Source organism: Pseudomonas sp. AO-1 (assembly GCF_019775695.1).
Taxonomy (GTDB): domain Bacteria; phylum Pseudomonadota; class Gammaproteobacteria; order Pseudomonadales; family Pseudomonadaceae; genus Aquipseudomonas; species Aquipseudomonas parakoreensis.
In genome coordinates, this window is the sequence record NZ_CP079947.1 from 824,707 (window position 1) to 842,375 (window position 17,669).

Genomic DNA, 17,669 nt, shown 5'->3' on the forward strand with positions numbered 1-17,669 from the left:
TACACAGGCTGACAATTGGCGCCAGCGAATTGGCGCCAGCTTACCAGACACTTCGTCGAAAATTCGAGAAATTACCTACGCAGCATAGGCATCCTTCCCAGGAACGTGGGGCGCTGTCAGAGCAAAGGCCTGTGCTAAGCTGGCGACCCTTTTTTCTACAGTGGAGTCTTGGCGATGAAGGCACGCATCCAATGGGCTGGCGAAGCCATGTTCCTCGGCGAATCCGGTAGCGGTCATGTCGTGGTGATGGACGGTCCGCCGGACGCCGGTGGTCGTAATCTGGGTGTTCGCCCGATGGAAATGCTCCTGCTGGGCGTTGGCGGTTGCAGCAACTTCGACGTGGTCAGCATCCTGAAGAAGTCGCGTCAGGCGGTTGAAAGCTGCGAAGCGTTCCTCGACGCCGAGCGCGCGACCGAAGACCCGAAGGTGTTCACCAAGATCCACATGCACTTCGTGGTCAAGGGCCGGGGCCTGAAAGAAGCCCAGGTCAAACGCGCCATCGAACTGTCTGCCGAGAAATATTGCTCGGCCTCGATCATGCTCGGCGCGGCCGGCGTGGCGATCACTCACGATTATGAAATCGTCGAACTCGGTTGAACCGACATTCAACTATCATAAAAGCAGTGCAGACTCTGGCGATCCCTCGCTGACGTCTGCATAATGCGCCACTTTTTTCAGGGCAGTGATCGGTCAGCCGACGGGTCATCCGCCTGAACAGATAACCAAAATCGCCATCGCGAAGAGGTGTTAACCGTCCTACGCAGGTGCGTTGTTCGCATTTGACGGGCATGCTTGATCACGCGGCTGCGCCGCATACATAGAGAGTTTTTAACGGTGAAAAGCAAACTCAAGCTCCACGGGTTCAATAACCTGACAAAGACCTTGAGCTTCAACATCTATGACATCTGCTACGCGGAAACCCCGCAAGACCAGCAGGCTTACGTCGAGTACATCAATCAAGAGTACAACGCCGAACGTCTGACGCAGATCCTCACGGAAGTTGTCGAAATCATTGGTGCCAACATTCTGAACATCGCGAGTCAGAACTATGAGCCTCAGGGTGCCAGCGTCACGATTCTGATCTCGGAAGAGCCGGTGACCCCGACTGACAGCCAGATCGAAGAGTCCCCGGGTCCATTGCCCGAAATCATCCTTGCCCACCTCGACAAGAGTCACATCACGGTGCATACCTATCCGGAAATCCATCCGGACGCCGGTATTGCGACGTTCCGTGTGGACATCGACGTGTCGACCTGTGGTGTCATTTCACCGCTTAAAGCGCTCAACTTCCTCATTCACCAGTTCGATTCGGACATCGTGACTGTGGATTACCGTGTGCGCGGCTTCACCCGTGACGTTGAAGGCAACAAGCACTTCATCGACCACGAGATCAACTCGATCCAGAACTACCTTTCCGAAGACACTCGCGACGCGTACCAGATGACCGACGTGAACGTGTACCAGGAAAACCTGTTCCACACCAAAATGCTGCTGAAGAACTTCGAACTGGATAACTACCTGTTCGGCGACGCCACCAGCAACCTGTCCTCCGAGCAGCGTGCTCAGGTGACCGAGCGTGTGAAACACGAAATGCTGGAAATCTTCTACGCGCGCAACATGCCGGCGTAAGATTCCCGGGCACAAAAAAGGCGACTACCGTGCGGTAGTCGCCTTTTTTATTGCCGAAACAGAACCCTGTGGGAGCGAGCTTGCTCGCGAAGGGGCCCTGCCAGACAACACTGAAGTCAGATCCTGTAGGTACTCTTGGTCATCACCTTCGCCAGCAGACTCATCCCGAACTTCACCGGTGCCGGAAAACGGAAACCACCCGCATCCAGTGCACTCTCCGCATGATGTTCTTCATCAATGCGCATCTGCTGCAAGATTGCCCGGGACTTCTCGTCTTCTGCCGGCAATTGCTCCAGGTGCTCGTTCAAGTGCTTGCACACCTGATGCTCGGTGGCCGCGACGAAACCGAGACTGACCTTGTCACTGATCAGGCCGGCCACAGCGCCGATGCCGAATGACATTCCATAGAACAGCGGATTGAGCACGCTGGTATGGCTGCCCAGCTGATGGATGCGCTGTTCGCACCACACCAGATGATCGATTTCCTCTTCGGCGGCATGCTCCATGGCGGCACGCACCTGCGGTAACTTGGCGGTCAGCGCCTGACCTTGGTACAGCGCTTGGGCGCACACTTCACCAGTGTGGTTGATGCGCATCAGGCCGGCGACGTGGCGAGTGTCTTCATCGCTCATCTGCACTTCCGGCTGCACAATCGCTGGCGACGGACGGTACGGCTGACCACTGAAAGGCAGCAGGGTACGCATCGCGGCATCGGCTTGCAGCAGTAGACGGTCAATCGGCGAGTAGTGACGTTGGGTAGTCATGCTGACCTCCGGGAAAAATCTCGACCGCCAGTTTAACCGAATCGGCCGGGGAAGGTTTGCGCTGGGTCATCAGTCACACTGGATGGGCTTTTTGCTTTATCTAGGAGCTGCCGAAGGCTGCGATCTTTGGTTCTTGTTTTTGATACTCGAAGATCAACAGATCGCAGCCTTCGGCAGCTCCTGCACAGGTTTGCTGGTATCAGCCCGGCGGCCAGTTCATCTGGCGCTGACCGAGTACATGCATATGAATGTGATAGACGGTCTGCCCACCTTTTTCATTGCAGTTCATCACCACCCGGAAGCCTTCTTCGCAGCCCAGTTCCAGCGCCAGACGCTGGGCGGTGAACAGGATGTGTCCGGCCAGTGCCTTGTCGTCTTCGGTCAGGTCGTTGAGGGTGCGCACCGGTTTCTTCGGGATCACCAGAAAGTGCACCGGTGCCTGAGGGGCGATGTCGTGGAACGCCAGAACCTGGTCGTCTTCGTAAATGATCTTGGCCGGGATTTCCCGGTTGATGATCTTGGTGAACAGAGTATCCACTGCTGTTTTCTCCGTTGTGGGGGCTGGCCTGAGTGTACTCATGGGAAATGACCGCGCCCAGTGATTTGCCGTAGGACAGTTCAGCGCGGGCAGTAAGCCTTGTTGATCATGCCGACGAGGGTGCGATTGAGCCAGCGCGAGCCGAGGCGCGGCAGGAACGCCAGCCAGCGGTTGCGCCGGCCGGGGATAATGATTGCGCGGTTTTTCTCCAGCGCACGCACGGTGTACAGCGCGACTTCCTCGGGGCTCATCAGCAGTTTGCTGTCCTTGAGTTTGTCGCTGTTGAGCTGCGCGGTGCGGAAAAATGCGGTGCGGGTCGGGCCGGGGCAGAGCACCGAAACCTTGACCGCGCTCTGTTTCAGTTCAACCCGCAGCGCTTCGGAGAAGTGCAGAACGTAAGCCTTGCTGGCGTAGTAAGTGCTCATCCACGGACCGGGATTGAACGCCGCCACTGAGGCGACGTTGAGGATCTGCCCGCCGCCCTGCAGCGCCATGCTGTTGCCGATGGCATGGCACAGACGGGTGAGGGCGAGGATGTTGACTTCGATCAGGTCCTGCTCGGTCATCCAGTCCTGGGCGAGGAATGGGCCGCAGGTGCCGATGCCGGCGCAATTGACCAGCAGATCGATCTGCCGGTCGCCTTCTTCCAGCTCCAGCAGGAAGCCGGACAAGCGCAATGGCTCGCCCAGATCGCAGGCGCGGAACAAGACTTCCACGCCAAAGCGCTGGGTCAGTTCGATCGCGATACTTTCCAGCTGATCACGCTGGCGAGCCACCAGAATCAGGCTGCGGCCACGTCGGGCCAGCGCTTCGGCCATGGCCAGGCCGATGCCGCTGGAGGCGCCAGTGATCAGAGCGTAACGGGTCATGCAATTCTCCATCGCAACAGCTCCACGCCAGCGACGCAGGTGTCACGGCGGAGAGCGTTGTTCATTCTTTCGCAGAGTCTACAGGGGCCGGGGCCGCTTCGGCTGCATCGTCCACGGAATTCGCAGGTTCAGTTTCGACCTCGACTTCATCGGTGGTGACCGAGCCGCTTTCATAGCTGCTCTCAAGGTTGGTTTCATATTCTTGCTGAATGGCCGAAATACCGCCGAGCATGCCGCCGGCAAATACCAGGGCGAAGAACACGATCCACAACGAGCACAGCACTTTGACCGCAGTACTGTTGGGCGGTGGCGGCGGCCCGTAGCGGTTGGCCCCGGTGTTGCCCGGCACGACCATGATCACCAGCGGGAAGAAGCTGCCCACGAACGGCACCAGATTCAGCAGCCAGAGCCAGCCGGACCAGCCGATGTCGTGCAGGCGCTGCACACTGAACAGAATGCTGACAATGATAAAGCCGAGGAACAGGAAGAACGCGAGTATCCCGCCGATGATCAGGCCGGTGGTTGAGTCGCCGCTGACCAGTCCGAGCCCGATAAACGCGAATATCGCCACGATCGGCAGAGTCACCAGGCTCAGCACCATCGTCCAGGCCAAAAAGCGCAGGCGACCGATCCGGCCTTCGACACTGAAGGGCTTGAGGGCGGCGAATGCTGGCAGGTTTTCGCCGACGTTGGCCCGAGGGGGCGCATAAGGTGATGCGGGTTCGTTGAAGGTCGCCGTTTGCTCATGTACGTCCGCAAGACTCAGTTCAATCGCCGTTTCGCTTTCGATCCGCGCATCGATCCCGGTCTTGCTCAGTGCTTGCAGGTAGGTCTGCGCATCGCTGTGGGTCAGGTCGCGTTTGAGGGCGACGGTGCTGCCGTTGAACAGGCGCTCGATGGCGGCAACATCGCTTTTGAACAGGGCCGCCAGATTGAGCTTGGCGGTGGTGAGATCGACACCGGGCTGTAGAGCACCGTCGAAAACGATCTTGTAGCGAGGTTCGCTCATGGCCGAGGCATCCTTGTCGCGAATGAATTGAAGGTCAGCAAGTGTAAGGCCAGTCACTCGAAGACTGGCCTGAATTTTCTCAGCGTGGCCAACGCTTCGGCAACTGCGCCGCATGCTCCAGCGCCTGACGATATTCCGCGTCGAGCCGGGCGATCAACTGATCCACGCTCGGCAGGTCGTCAATCTGGCCAACGCCCTGGCCGGCCGACCACACGGTCTTCCAAGCCTTGGCTTCGTCGTTGATCGGTTTGAGCTTGTCGCCAAAATTGACTTCGCCCTTGCCCTGCAGTGCGGCCATGTCGAAACCAGCAGCTTCCAGACTTTGGCGCATGAAGCTCGCCGGTACGCCAGAGACCGCAGGCGTATGAATGATGTCCGCCGCTTTCGCTGTCAGCAGCATGTCCTTGTAGGCGTCAGGCGCATGGCTTTCGGTAGTGCCGATAAATCGTGTGCCGAAGTAGGCCAGATCCGCGCCAAGCAGTTGTGCAGCCAAAATCTCATGGCCGTGGTTCAGACATCCGGCAAGCAGCAGGGTTTTATCGAAGAACTCGCGGATCTCGGCGATCAGCGCAAATGGGCTCCAGGTGCCGGCATGGCCACCGGCACCCGCCGCAACCGCGATCAAACCGTCGACTCCGGCTTCGGCGGCTTTCTCGGCATGCCGACGCGTGGTCACGTCGTGGAACACCAGGCCGCCGTAGCTGTGCACGGCATCGACCAGTTCCTTCACTGCGCCGAGGCTGGTGATGACAATCGGCACCTTGTGCTCGACGCAGATGTTCAGATCCGCCTGCAGGCGCGGATTGCTGTTGTGCACGATCAGGTTCACTGCATACGGCGCCGGGTTGTCCAGTGTCGCCAGGCCCGCTTCAATCTGCTCCAGCCAGGCCTTGAAGCCGCTGCTTTCACGCTGGTTGAGCGCCGGGAAGCTGCCGACCACACCGTTACGGCAGCAGGCGAGCACCAGCTCCGGGTTGGAGATCAGGAACATCGGCGCCGCCACTACCGGCAAGCGCAGACGTTGTTCGAGCAGAGCGGGCAGCGACATTGGAAATCCCCCGAGGTGTGATGCTGTTATGAAGTTAGAACGGCTTGACCACGACCAGAATTACGATAGCCAGCAATATCAGAACCGGCACTTCATTGAACCAGCGATAAAAGACATGGCTGCGGGTGTTCTCGCCACGGGCGAAGCGTTTTACCTGCGCGCCGCACATGTGGTGGTAGCCGATCAGCAGAACCACCAGGGTCAGCTTGGCGTGAATCCAGCCGCCCATACTGAAGATGCCTGGATTGAGGTAGATCAGCCAGCCGCCGAAGATCAGCGTTGCGATCATCGCCGGACCCATGATGCCGCGATACAGCTTGCGCTCCATGAGGCTGAAGCGTTCATTGCTGATCGTATCTTCACTTTGCGCGTGATAAACGAACAGCCGCGGCAAGTAGAACAGCCCGGCAAACCAGCAGACGACGCTGACGATGTGAAACGCTTTGATCCATAGATAGAGCATTTTTGGTTATTCCCAGGTTCACGGTAGCCGGGATAGTAGAGGCTTGAGCGTCCGCACGTCACCTTGATGGTTGTCGCAGGGGCGCGCGGCCCCTATTATCGACGGCTTTCCAGTGGGTTCGTTGAGGGCAGGTTTATGGTCAAGGTCGGTATCGTCGGCGGCACGGGTTACACCGGTGTCGAACTGCTGCGTCTGTTGGCACAGCATCCGCAGGCAGAAGTGGTGGTGATCACTTCCCGATCCGAGGCCGGTCTGGCCGTGGCTGACATGTACCCGAACCTGCGCGGTCACTACAACGGTCTGGCGTTCAGCGTGCCGGACATCAAAACCCTGGGCGCGTGTGATGTGGTGTTCTTCGCCACCCCGCACGGCGTTGCTCATGCGTTGGCCGGTGAACTGCTGGCTGCGGGCACCAAGGTCATCGACCTGTCCGCGGACTTCCGTTTGCAGGACGCTGAAGAATGGGCCAAATGGTACGGCCAGCCACACGGCGCGCCCGAGTTGCTGGACGAGGCGGTCTACGGCCTGCCGGAAGTCAATCGCGAGCAGATCAAAAAAGCGCGTCTGATCGCTGTGCCGGGTTGCTACCCAACCGCTACGCAGTTGGGTTTCCTGCCGCTGCTTGAAGCGGGTCTGGCTGACACTTCGCGGCTGATCGCCGACTGCAAATCCGGTGTCAGCGGTGCCGGTCGTGGCGCATCTGTAGGCTCGCTGTACTCTGAGACGTCGGAAAGCATGAAGGCTTATGCGGTCAAAGGTCACCGTCATCTGCCGGAAATTCGCCAGGGTCTGCGTCGCGCTGCGGGCAAGGATGTCGGTCTGACCTTCGTTCCGCACCTGACGCCGATGATCCGTGGCATTCACTCCACGCTCTACGCGACCGTGGTTGATCGTTCGGTGGATCTGCAGGCTCTGTTCGAAAAGCGTTATGCCAACGAGCCGTTCGTCGATGTGATGCCGGCCGGCAGCCATCCGGAAACCCGCAGCGTGCGTGGTGCCAACGTCTGCCGCATCGCCGTGCACCGCCCGCAGGATGGCGATCTGGTGGTGGTGCTGTCGGTGATCGACAACCTGGTCAAAGGCGCGTCGGGTCAGGCGGTGCAGAACATGAACATCCTGTTCGGCCTGGATGAGCGTTTCGGCCTGTCCCACGCCGGTATGCTGCCGTAACACGTTCGGCAACACAGCAAAAAGGCCCGTCTGACGGGCCTTTTTGCATTCCGGACAGTTAGTAGGGTTTATTGATATACCGTAACAATAGTTGACCGATTTTCTAGGACAAGCGGATAATGCGCGTCATCACGCATTATGGCGGCGTAAACGCCGGGAGATAGTCAGCATGAGCGTCGAATCCTTCACCCCCACGGCTTTGCAATTCACCCAAGGTGCTGCGCACAAAGTGAAGAGCCTGGTCGATGAAGAGGGGAATGATCGCTTGAAGCTGCGCGTATTTGTTACGGGCGGCGGTTGTTCAGGGTTTCAGTACGGCTTCACCTTCGATGAAGATGTGGCCGAGGACGACACCATCGTCGAGCGCGAAGGCGTGAGCCTGGTGGTGGATCCGATGAGCTTCCAGTATCTGGCGGGTGCCGAAGTGGATTACCAGGAAGGTCTGGAAGGTTCGCGCTTTGTGATCAAGAACCCGAACGCCACCACTACTTGTGGTTGCGGCTCTTCGTTCTCGATCTGATCGCTCCTCGCTGCACACAACAAAACGCCGCAGAGCCTTACGGTTCTGCGGCGTTTTTTGTTGCCTGCGTTTTGCTCAGTTGGGGTAGATGGCGCCGAGTACCCGCAGACCTTTGGCGCCCGTGACGCTCGGGCGGTTGGCAGCAATGCCTTCGAGGCAGCAATGAGCAAGCCAGGCGAAGGCCATGGCCTCGACCCAGTCCGGATCGACACCGTGAGTAGCAGTGCTGGCGACGATAGCGTTCGGCAGCAGATCGGCCAGACGCTTCATCAGCGTGGCGTTATGAGCGCCGCCGCCGCAGACCAGCATTTCCCGGGTATCGGCTTGAGCGCTTTGCAGCGACTCGACGATGGTCAGTGCCGTCAGTTCCAGCAATGTTGCCTGGACGTTTTCAGCAGCAAAGGTTGGCAGTCTGGATAGGTGTTGTTGCAGCCACGGCAGGTTGAACACTTCGCGGCCAGTGCTCTTCGGGCCCTTTGTCACGAAGAACGGGTCGCTGAGCAGCGCTGTCAGCAAGGCGGGCTCGACCGTACCGCTGGCTGCCCACTGACCGTTGCGATCATAGTTCTCGCCGCGTTGCTGATGAATCCAGGCATCCATCAGCACATTTCCGGGGCCACAGTCGAAACCGGCTACAGGCCGCGTCCGCTCTATCAGGCTCAGATTGCTGAAACCGCCGACATTCAAGACTGCACGGTTACCGCTACGCTCTTCGAACAAAGCTTCATGGAAGGCTGGCACCAGCGGCGCACCCTGGCCGCCGGCGGCCACATCGCGGCTGCGGAAGTCGCTGACCACGGTGATACCGGTCAGCTCCGTGAGAAGCGCAGGATTGCCGATCTGTACGGTGAAGCCGCGAGCGGGCTCATGGCGAATGGTCTGGCCGTGGCTGCCGATTGCACGAATGGCGTCAGGCTTGAGTTGCTGCTGATCAAGTAGGGTATGGATGCCCTGCGCGGCGAGTTTTACCCAGTGCTGTTGGGCGCTCGCCGAGCGGGCGATCTCGTCAGGGCCGCTGGCGCACAAGCCAAGCAGCTCGGCGCGCAGGGATTCAGGCATGGGGATGTAGTGCGTGGCGATCAGTTTGATCGCCGAGGTTTGCTCGATCAGGGCGATGTCCAGCCCGTCGAGACTGGTGCCGGACATCACGCCGATATAAAGAGCCATGGCTTAGCGCTTGCTCGAAGCCAGCATGGTGGCCTTCTCTTGATCCATGCGCGCCATCAGCGGCTGGCTCTGCGCAAGGAAACGTGCGCGTTCGGACTTGGCGATCGGATCCGCCATCGGCAGCTTCTGGCCCAATGGGTCGACATGAACACCGTTGACCTGGAACTCATAGTGCAAGTGCGGGCCGGTAGACAGGCCGGTGGTACCAATGTAACCGATCACTTGGCCCTGCTTGACGCTGCCGCCGGTTTTCACGCCTTTAGCGAAGCCTTGCATGTGGCCATACAGCGTGCGGTAGGTGTTGCCGTGCTGGATGATCACCGTGTTGCCGTAGCCACCGCGGCGGCCGGCCAGCAGCACTTTACCGTCACCGGCCGCCTTGATCGGCGTACCGCGTGGCGCTGCGTAATCGACACCTTTGTGGGCACGGATCTTGTTGAGGATCGGGTGTTTGCGGCCCATGGAGAATTTGGAACTGATGCGGGCGAAGTCCACCGGTGTGCGGATGAATGCCTTGCGCATGCTGTTGCCATCGGCGGTGTAATAGCTGCTGTTGCCTTGTTTGTTGGTGTAACGCACGGCGGTGTAGGTCTTGCCGCGGTTGGTGAAACGCGCCGACAGAATCGGGCCAGTACCGACGGCTTTGCCGTTGACCACTTTCTGCTCGTAGATCACGTCGAATTCGTCGCCCTGACGGATGTCCTGAGCGAAGTCGACGTCGTAGCCAAATACGCTGGCCATGTCCATGGTCAGACTGTGGGACAGGCCTGCGCGGGCAGCGGATTGTGACAGGGAGCTATTGATCACGCCGTGCACGTAAGCCGTGCGAACGGTCGGTTTTGCGGTGACGCGGTTGAATGCATAGCCCTTGTCGTTCTTGGTCAGGGTGATGGTTTCAACGTCGCTGACCTTGCTGTGCAGGCTGGTCAGTTGGCCTTGCGGGTCCAGTTCGAACTCAAGCTTCTGGCCGTGCTTGAGCTGGCTGAATTGTTTGGCTTGTTTGTCGCTCGCCAGGACTTCATGCACGGCGGCGGCTGGCAGACCGACTTTCTCGAACAATGTAGAGAGCGTATCGCCTTTGGAGACAACGACTTCGCGGTGTCCTGGAGCTTTTGGTTTTTCGGCAACCGGAGTGGGCGCAGGTGCGGCTTCAGCGGTTTGCGGAGTGTTTTCGGTGCTGTTTTCGATCTGGGCGAAAGGTGAGGCTACTGGCTCATTTGTGGCTTGAGCCGCGTCAGCAGCGTCTTGATCTTGTGTCAGTTGTTCAGCAGGACTTTCCAGTTCAAGGCTCAGGGTCGTCTTTTTGGCTTCAACATCACTGGAAGGGAATACCAGGAGCGCCAAGCTGAGAAGGGCGGCGATTCCACTTGCGGCGAGCAGGTGGGTCTTCGGGTAAAGCGGTGGCGCTTTAGACGGTTCAGTGGTCATAAGTATTTTTGACTTTGAAAAAAGATGAATTGGAAAAGATGAATGACATGATGAAGATGAAATAACTGTATAAAATATAACCAAATCATCCCCGAAGCAAGTCTACAGACACCCTGTCTGCAGATTGGTGTCCGTGCGCCGGGCAAAACTTGTAATTGGTGCACGATCTTGTATGGTTGGTTCCCTTTGAATCTGAGCCTTGCGGGTCTGTTATGAAGTCGGTTGAAGAGCAGCTAGCGCTGATTAAACGTGGTGCGGAAGAACTATTGGTCGAGTCCGAGCTGATCGAGAAGCTCAAGCGCGGCCAGCCGCTGCGTATCAAGGCTGGTTTCGATCCAACCGCCCCGGATCTGCACTTGGGTCACACCGTGCTTATTAATAAGCTGCGCCAGTTCCAGGAATTGGGGCATCAAGTGATCTTCCTTATTGGTGACTTCACCGGAATGATCGGTGATCCAAGCGGCAAGAGTGCGACTCGTCCTCCTTTGACTCGCGAGCAGGTTCTGGAAAACGCCGAAACGTACAAGACTCAAGTGTTCAAGATTCTTGATCCGGCGAAAACCGAAGTTGCATTCAACTCCACCTGGATGGATCAGATGGGGCCGGCGGACTTCATTCGTCTGACTTCGCAATACACTGTCGCGCGTATGCTGGAGCGTGATGACTTCGACAAGCGTTACACCACCAATCAGCCGATCGCTATTCATGAGTTCCTCTATCCGCTGGTTCAGGGTTATGACTCGGTTGCTCTGCGCGCGGATGTCGAGCTGGGCGGTACCGATCAGAAGTTCAACCTGCTGATGGGGCGTGAGCTGCAGCGTGGATATGGCCAGGAAGCTCAATGCATTCTGACCATGCCGTTGCTCGAGGGGCTGGATGGCGTGAAGAAGATGTCCAAGTCGTTGGGCAATTACGTCGGTATCCAGGAGGCGCCAGGTGTCATGTACGGCAAGCTGGTTTCGATTCCGGATGCGCTGATGTGGCGTTACTTTGAGCTGCTCAGCTTCCGTTCGATGGATGAGATCAATGCCTTGCGTGCAGATGTGGAGGCGGGGGCCAACCCGCGCGACATCAAGATCAAGCTGGCGGAAGAGATTGTTGCGCGTTTCCACGGTGAGGAGGCTGCGGCCAATGCTCATCGGGCTGCAGGTAACCGTATGAAGGATGGTGAGTTGCCGGATGATCTGCCGGAGATCGAGCTGGCCTCTGCTGAGGATATGCCAATTGCCGCCGTTCTTAATAAAGCAGGCCTGGTGAAGAACTCGGCGGCGGCGCGCGATCTGTTGGCTTCCGGTGGTGTGCGTGTTGATGGTGAGGTGGTTGATCGCTCCTTTATATATGTACTGGGTGCGACTCACGTCTGTCAGGCGGGCAAGAAGGCGTTTGCGCGCATCACGCTGAAATCTGAATAAAGTTTGAAATAAGGGTTGACGGCGAATTTTAGAAGTCTATAATTCGCCCCACTTCCGGTGCAGTCGAAACGGAAAACTCCTTGAGATTCAATGAGTTACGCAGTTTTCGACAGTGGATCGCTTCAGTTCATCGAAGCCTGGAGGGAGTTGAAAGAGTGGTGATGTTTAGCTCTTTTGACGGTTCGATCTTCTCGGTCGAAAGCGGAGAAAAAGAGGTGTTGACAGCAGCGTGTAACGCTGTAGAATTCGCCTCCCGCTAACGAGAGATCGGAAGCGCAAGTGGTTGAAGTTGTTGAAGAATTCTTCGAAAACTTCTGAAAATAATCACTTGACAGCAAATGAGGCTGCTGTAGAATGCGCGCCTCGGTTGAGACGAAAGATCTTAACCAACCGCTCTTTAACAACTGAATCAAGCAATTCGTGTGGGTGCTTGTGGAGTCAGACTGATAGTCAACAAGATTATCAGCATCACAAGTTACTCCGCGAGAAATCAAAGATGTAACCAACGATTGCTGAGCCAAGTTTAGGGTTTCTTAAAAACCCAAAGATGTTTGAACTGAAGAGTTTGATCATGGCTCAGATTGAACGCTGGCGGCAGGCCTAACACATGCAAGTCGAGCGGATGAAAGGAGCTTGCTCCTGGATTCAGCGGCGGACGGGTGAGTAATGCCTAGGAATCTGCCTGGTAGTGGGGGACAACGTTTCGAAAGGAACGCTAATACCGCATACGTCCTACGGGAGAAAGCAGGGGACCTTCGGGCCTTGCGCTATCAGATGAGCCTAGGTCGGATTAGCTAGTTGGTGAGGTAATGGCTCACCAAGGCGACGATCCGTAACTGGTCTGAGAGGATGATCAGTCACACTGGAACTGAGACACGGTCCAGACTCCTACGGGAGGCAGCAGTGGGGAATATTGGACAATGGGCGAAAGCCTGATCCAGCCATGCCGCGTGTGTGAAGAAGGTCTTCGGATTGTAAAGCACTTTAAGTTGGGAGGAAGGGTTGTAGATTAATACTCTGCAATTTTGACGTTACCGACAGAATAAGCACCGGCTAACTCTGTGCCAGCAGCCGCGGTAATACAGAGGGTGCAAGCGTTAATCGGAATTACTGGGCGTAAAGCGCGCGTAGGTGGTTTGTTAAGTTGGATGTGAAATCCCCGGGCTCAACCTGGGAACTGCATCCAAAACTGGCAAGCTAGAGTATGGTAGAGGGTGGTGGAATTTCCTGTGTAGCGGTGAAATGCGTAGATATAGGAAGGAACACCAGTGGCGAAGGCGACCACCTGGACTGATACTGACACTGAGGTGCGAAAGCGTGGGGAGCAAACAGGATTAGATACCCTGGTAGTCCACGCCGTAAACGATGTCAACTAGCCGTTGGGAGCCTTGAGCTCTTAGTGGCGCAGCTAACGCATTAAGTTGACCGCCTGGGGAGTACGGCCGCAAGGTTAAAACTCAAATGAATTGACGGGGGCCCGCACAAGCGGTGGAGCATGTGGTTTAATTCGAAGCAACGCGAAGAACCTTACCAGGCCTTGACATCCAATGAACTTTCCAGAGATGGATTGGTGCCTTCGGGAACATTGAGACAGGTGCTGCATGGCTGTCGTCAGCTCGTGTCGTGAGATGTTGGGTTAAGTCCCGTAACGAGCGCAACCCTTGTCCTTAGTTACCAGCACGTTATGGTGGGCACTCTAAGGAGACTGCCGGTGACAAACCGGAGGAAGGTGGGGATGACGTCAAGTCATCATGGCCCTTACGGCCTGGGCTACACACGTGCTACAATGGTCGGTACAGAGGGTTGCCAAGCCGCGAGGTGGAGCTAATCCCATAAAACCGATCGTAGTCCGGATCGCAGTCTGCAACTCGACTGCGTGAAGTCGGAATCGCTAGTAATCGCGAATCAGAATGTCGCGGTGAATACGTTCCCGGGCCTTGTACACACCGCCCGTCACACCATGGGAGTGGGTTGCACCAGAAGTAGCTAGTCTAACCTTCGGGAGGACGGTTACCACGGTGTGATTCATGACTGGGGTGAAGTCGTAACAAGGTAGCCGTAGGGGAACCTGCGGCTGGATCACCTCCTTAATCGACGACATCAGCTGCTCCATAAGTTCCCACACGAATTGCTTGATTCATTGAAGAAGACGATAGAAGCAGCTTTAAGCTCCAAGCTGATAGCTCTGAGCTAATCAGTTACGCGCTCGAAATTGGGTCTGTAGCTCAGTTGGTTAGAGCGCACCCCTGATAAGGGTGAGGTCGGCAGTTCGAATCTGCCCAGACCCACCAATTTTGTATGGGGCCATAGCTCAGCTGGGAGAGCGCCTGCCTTGCACGCAGGAGGTCAGCGGTTCGATCCCGCTTGGCTCCACCATTAACTGCTTCTGCTTGTTAGAGCTTAGAAATGAATATTCCAGTGCGAATATTGATTTCTAGTCTTTGATTAGATCGTTCTTTAAAAATTTGGGTATGTGATAGAAAGATAGACTGAACGTTACTTTCACTGGTAACGGATCAGGCTAAGGTAAAATTTGTGAGTGACTCTTAAGAGTTTTGCGAATTTTCGGCGAATGTCGTCTTCACAGTATAACCAGATTGCTTGGGGTTATATGGTCAAGTGAAGAAGCGCATACGGTGGATGCCTTGGCAGTCAGAGGCGATGAAAGACGTGGTAGCCTGCGAAAAGCTTCGGGGAGTCGGCAAACAGACTTTGATCCGGAGATGTCTGAATGGGGGAACCCAGCCATCATAAGATGGTTATCTTGTACTGAATACATAGGTGCAAGAGGCGAACCAGGGGAACTGAAACATCTAAGTACCCTGAGGAAAAGAAATCAACCGAGATTCCCTTAGTAGTGGCGAGCGAACGGGGACTAGCCCTTAAGTGGCTTTGAGATTAGCGGAACGCTCTGGAAAGTGCGGCCATAGTGGGTGATAGCCCTGTACGCGAAAGTCTCTTAGTCATGAAATCGAGTAGGACGGAGCACGAGAAACTTTGTCTGAATATGGGGGGACCATCCTCCAAGGCTAAATACTACTGACTGACCGATAGTGAACTAGTACCGTGAGGGAAAGGCGAAAAGAACCCCGGAGAGGGGAGTGAAATAGATCCTGAAACCGTATGCGTACAAGCAGTGGGAGCCCACTTTGTTGGGTGACTGCGTACCTTTTGTATAATGGGTCAGCGACTTATTTTCAGTGGCGAGCTTAACCGAATAGGGGAGGCGTAGCGAAAGCGAGTCTTAATAGGGCGTCTAGTCGCTGGGAATAGACCCGAAACCGGGCGATCTATCCATGGGCAGGTTGAAGGTTAGGTAACACTGACTGGAGGACCGAACCGACTACCGTTGAAAAGTTAGCGGATGACCTGTGGATCGGAGTGAAAGGCTAATCAAGCTCGGAGATAGCTGGTTCTCCTCGAAAGCTATTTAGGTAGCGCCTCATGTATCACTGTAGGGGGTAGAGCACTGTTTCGGCTAGGGGGTCATCCCGACTTACCAAACCGATGCAAACTCCGAATACCTACAAGTGCCGAGCATGGGAGACACACGGCGGGTGCTAACGTCCGTCGTGAAAAGGGAAACAACCCAGACCGTCAGCTAAGGTCCCAAAGTTATGGTTAAGTGGGAAACGATGTGGGAAGGCTTAGACAGCTAGGAGGTTGGCTTAGAAGCAGCCACCCTTTAAAGAAAGCGTAATAGCTCACTAGTCGAGTCGGCCTGCGCGGAAGATGTAACGGGGCTCAAACCATACACCGAAGCTACGGGTATCACGTAAGTGATGCGGTAGAGGAGCGTTCTGTAAGCCTGTGAAGGTGAGTTGAGAAGCTTGCTGGAGGTATCAGAAGTGCGAATGCTGACATGAGTAACGACAATGGGTGTGAAAAACACCCACGCCGAAAGACCAAGGTTTCCTGCGCAACGTTAATCGACGCAGGGTTAGTCGGTCCCTAAGGCGAGGCTGAAAAGCGTAGTCGATGGAAAACAGGTTAATATTCCTGTACTTCTGGTTATTGCGATGGAGGGACGGAGAAGGCTAGGCCAGCTTGGCGTTGGTTGTCCAAGTTTAAGGTGGTAGGCTGAGATCTTAGGTAAATCCGGGATCTTAAGGCCGAGAGCTGATGACGAGTTACCTTTCAGGTGACGAAGTGGTTGATGCCATGCTTCCAAGAAAAGCTTCTAAGCTTCAGATAACCAGGAACCGTACCCCAAACCGACACAGGTGGTTGGGTAGAGAATACCAAGGCGCTTGAGAGAACTCGGGTGAAGGAACTAGGCAAAATGGCACCGTAACTTCGGGAGAAGGTGCGCCGGTGAGGGTGAAGGACTTGCTCCGTAAGCTCATGCCGGTCGAAGATACCAGGCCGCTGCGACTGTTTATTAAAAACACAGCACTCTGCAAACACGAAAGTGGACGTATAGGGTGTGACGCCTGCCCGGTGCCGGAAGGTTAATTGATGGGGTTAGCTAACGCGAAGCTCTTGATCGAAGCCCCGGTAAACGGCGGCCGTAACTATAACGGTCCTAAGGTAGCGAAATTCCTTGTCGGGTAAGTTCCGACCTGCACGAATGGCGTAACGATGGCGGCGCTGTCTCCACCCGAGACTCAGTGAAATTGAAATCGCTGTGAAGATGCAGTGTATCCGCGGCTAGACGGAAAGACCCCGTGAACCTTTACTATAGCTTTGCACTGGACTTTGAATTTGCTTGTGTAGGATAGGTGGGAGGCTTTGAAGCGTGGACGCCAGTTCGCGTGGAGCCATCCTTGAAATACCACCCTGGCAACTTTGAGGTTCTAACTCAGGTCCGTTATCCGGATCGAGGACAGTGTATGGTGGGTAGTTTGACTGGGGCGGTCTCCTCCTAAAGAGTAACGGAGGAGTACGAAGGTGCGCTCAGACCGGTCGGAAATCGGTCGTAGAGTATAAAGGCAAAAGCGCGCTTGACTGCGAGACAGACACGTCGAGCAGGTACGAAAGTAGGTCTTAGTGATCCGGTGGTTCTGTATGGAAGGGCCATCGCTCAACGGATAAAAGGTACTCCGGGGATAACAGGCTGATACCGCCCAAGAGTTCATATCGACGGCGGTGTTTGGCACCTCGATGTCGGCTCATCACATCCTGGGGCTGAAGCCGGTCCCAAGGGTATGGCTGTTCGCCATTTAAAGTGGTACGCGAGCTGGGTTTAGAACGTCGTGAGACAGTTCGGTCCCTATCTGCCGTGGACGTTTGAGATTTGAGAGGGGCTGCTCCTAGTACGAGAGGACCGGAGTGGACGAACCTCTGGTGTTCCGGTTGTCACGCCAGTGGCATTGCCGGGTAGCTATGTTCGGGAAAGATAACCGCTGAAAGCATCTAAGCGGGAAACTTGCCTCAAGATGAGATCTCACTGGAACCTTGAGTTCCCTGAAGGGCCGTCGAAGACTACGACGTTGATAGGTTGGGTGTGTAAGCGCTGTGAGGCGTTGAGCTAACCAATACTAATTGCCCGTGAGGCTTGACCATATAACACCCAAGCAATCTGAATGCTCGAAAGAGACCAGATTGCGGTGTGTGAAGACGCAATGAACCGAAAGTTCGCGCAGCTCACAAAGCACCTGTATCACATACCCGATTTGCTGAAGCGAGGCCAGCCGGTCACGAGTCAGTACC

13 protein-coding genes, 2 tRNA genes and 2 rRNA genes are annotated in these 17,669 nt (G+C 56.0%); 9 read left to right on the forward strand and 8 right to left on the reverse strand.

The window, feature by feature from the left end; translation table 11 throughout:
• The first annotated feature begins 174 nt into the window (after positions 1 to 174).
• Positions 175 to 597, forward strand: coding sequence for an OsmC family protein (locus KVQ82_RS03790; RefSeq protein WP_016772921.1), 423 nt, complete (start codon positions 175 to 177; stop codon positions 595 to 597).
• Between the two features lie 237 nt (positions 598 to 834).
• Positions 835 to 1,629 carry an adenosylmethionine decarboxylase gene (speD, locus tag KVQ82_RS03795; protein ID WP_027610737.1) on the forward strand — a complete coding sequence of 265 codons (795 nt, stop codon included), beginning with the start codon at positions 835 to 837 and terminating at the stop codon, positions 1,627 to 1,629.
• Positions 1,630 to 1,745: 116 nt separating this feature from the next.
• On the opposite strand, the gene coq7 is transcribed toward speD, so the two are convergent.
• From coq7 to hemJ, 6 genes are all read right to left on the reverse strand, one after another.
• Positions 1,746 to 2,393 carry a 2-polyprenyl-3-methyl-6-methoxy-1,4-benzoquinone monooxygenase gene (gene coq7 / locus KVQ82_RS03800; protein WP_041070133.1) on the reverse strand — a complete coding sequence of 216 codons (648 nt, stop codon included), beginning with the start codon at positions 2,391 to 2,393 and terminating at the stop codon, positions 1,746 to 1,748.
• Between the two features lie 199 nt (positions 2,394 to 2,592).
• Entirely contained in the window at positions 2,593 to 2,931 is a 339-nt protein-coding gene (locus tag KVQ82_RS03805; protein WP_003228789.1) for a histidine triad nucleotide-binding protein, read from the reverse strand.
• A gap of 80 nt (positions 2,932 to 3,011) precedes the next feature.
• On the reverse strand, positions 3,012 to 3,800 hold the full coding sequence (locus tag KVQ82_RS03810; RefSeq protein WP_222018076.1) for an SDR family oxidoreductase: 789 nt from the start codon (positions 3,798 to 3,800) through the stop codon (positions 3,012 to 3,014).
• Between the two features lie 61 nt (positions 3,801 to 3,861).
• Positions 3,862 to 4,809, reverse strand: coding sequence for a DUF805 domain-containing protein (locus KVQ82_RS03815; RefSeq protein ID WP_198758986.1), 948 nt, complete (start codon positions 4,807 to 4,809; stop codon positions 3,862 to 3,864).
• 79 nt (positions 4,810 to 4,888) lie between these two features.
• Positions 4,889 to 5,857 (reverse strand): nitronate monooxygenase family protein, encoded by a 969-nt coding sequence (locus KVQ82_RS03820; RefSeq protein ID WP_108183970.1) that lies wholly within the window; start codon positions 5,855 to 5,857, stop codon positions 4,889 to 4,891.
• Positions 5,858 to 5,891: 34 nt separating this feature from the next.
• Positions 5,892 to 6,320 carry a protoporphyrinogen oxidase HemJ gene (gene hemJ / locus KVQ82_RS03825; protein WP_222018078.1) on the reverse strand — a complete coding sequence of 143 codons (429 nt, stop codon included), beginning with the start codon at positions 6,318 to 6,320 and terminating at the stop codon, positions 5,892 to 5,894.
• Positions 6,321 to 6,455: 135 nt separating this feature from the next.
• Between hemJ and argC the strand changes: the two genes are divergently transcribed.
• Together argC and erpA are read left to right on the forward strand one after the other, a co-directional pair.
• The gene (gene argC / locus KVQ82_RS03830; RefSeq protein ID WP_041070148.1) at positions 6,456 to 7,490 is read left to right on the forward strand and encodes an N-acetyl-gamma-glutamyl-phosphate reductase; all 1,035 of its coding nucleotides are present in this window, start codon (positions 6,456 to 6,458) and stop codon (positions 7,488 to 7,490) included.
• Positions 7,491 to 7,659: 169 nt separating this feature from the next.
• Positions 7,660 to 8,010 carry an iron-sulfur cluster insertion protein ErpA gene (gene erpA / locus KVQ82_RS03835; RefSeq protein ID WP_003228776.1) on the forward strand — a complete coding sequence of 117 codons (351 nt, stop codon included), beginning with the start codon at positions 7,660 to 7,662 and terminating at the stop codon, positions 8,008 to 8,010.
• A 75-nt stretch (positions 8,011 to 8,085) separates the two neighbouring features.
• On the opposite strand, the gene KVQ82_RS03840 is transcribed toward erpA, so the two are convergent.
• Positions 8,086 to 9,177 carry an anhydro-N-acetylmuramic acid kinase gene (locus KVQ82_RS03840; protein WP_222018081.1) on the reverse strand — a complete coding sequence of 364 codons (1,092 nt, stop codon included), beginning with the start codon at positions 9,175 to 9,177 and terminating at the stop codon, positions 8,086 to 8,088.
• Between the two features lie 3 nt (positions 9,178 to 9,180).
• A complete protein-coding gene (locus tag KVQ82_RS03845; protein WP_222018083.1) occupies positions 9,181 to 10,605 on the reverse strand; it encodes a peptidoglycan DD-metalloendopeptidase family protein in 1,425 nt (474 codons plus the stop codon).
• A gap of 212 nt (positions 10,606 to 10,817) precedes the next feature.
• Between KVQ82_RS03845 and tyrS the strand changes: the two genes are divergently transcribed.
• The 5 genes from tyrS to KVQ82_RS03870 all read left to right on the forward strand — a co-directional run bounded on the left by tyrS (position 10,818) and on the right by KVQ82_RS03870 (position 17,522).
• A complete protein-coding gene (gene tyrS, locus KVQ82_RS03850) occupies positions 10,818 to 12,017 on the forward strand; it encodes a tyrosine--tRNA ligase (RefSeq protein ID WP_041070157.1) in 1,200 nt (399 codons plus the stop codon).
• Positions 12,018 to 12,570: 553 nt separating this feature from the next.
• Positions 12,571 to 14,107 (forward strand): 16S ribosomal RNA (locus KVQ82_RS03855).
• A gap of 124 nt (positions 14,108 to 14,231) precedes the next feature.
• Positions 14,232 to 14,308: transfer RNA gene (locus KVQ82_RS03860), tRNA-Ile, on the forward strand.
• A 9-nt stretch (positions 14,309 to 14,317) separates the two neighbouring features.
• A tRNA-Ala gene (locus KVQ82_RS03865) sits at positions 14,318 to 14,393 on the forward strand.
• A 237-nt stretch (positions 14,394 to 14,630) separates the two neighbouring features.
• Positions 14,631 to 17,522, forward strand: a 23S ribosomal RNA gene (locus tag KVQ82_RS03870).
• The 16S and 23S rRNA genes sit together here with 2 tRNA genes alongside, the layout of an rRNA operon.
• Positions 17,523 to 17,669 lie beyond the last annotated feature (147 nt).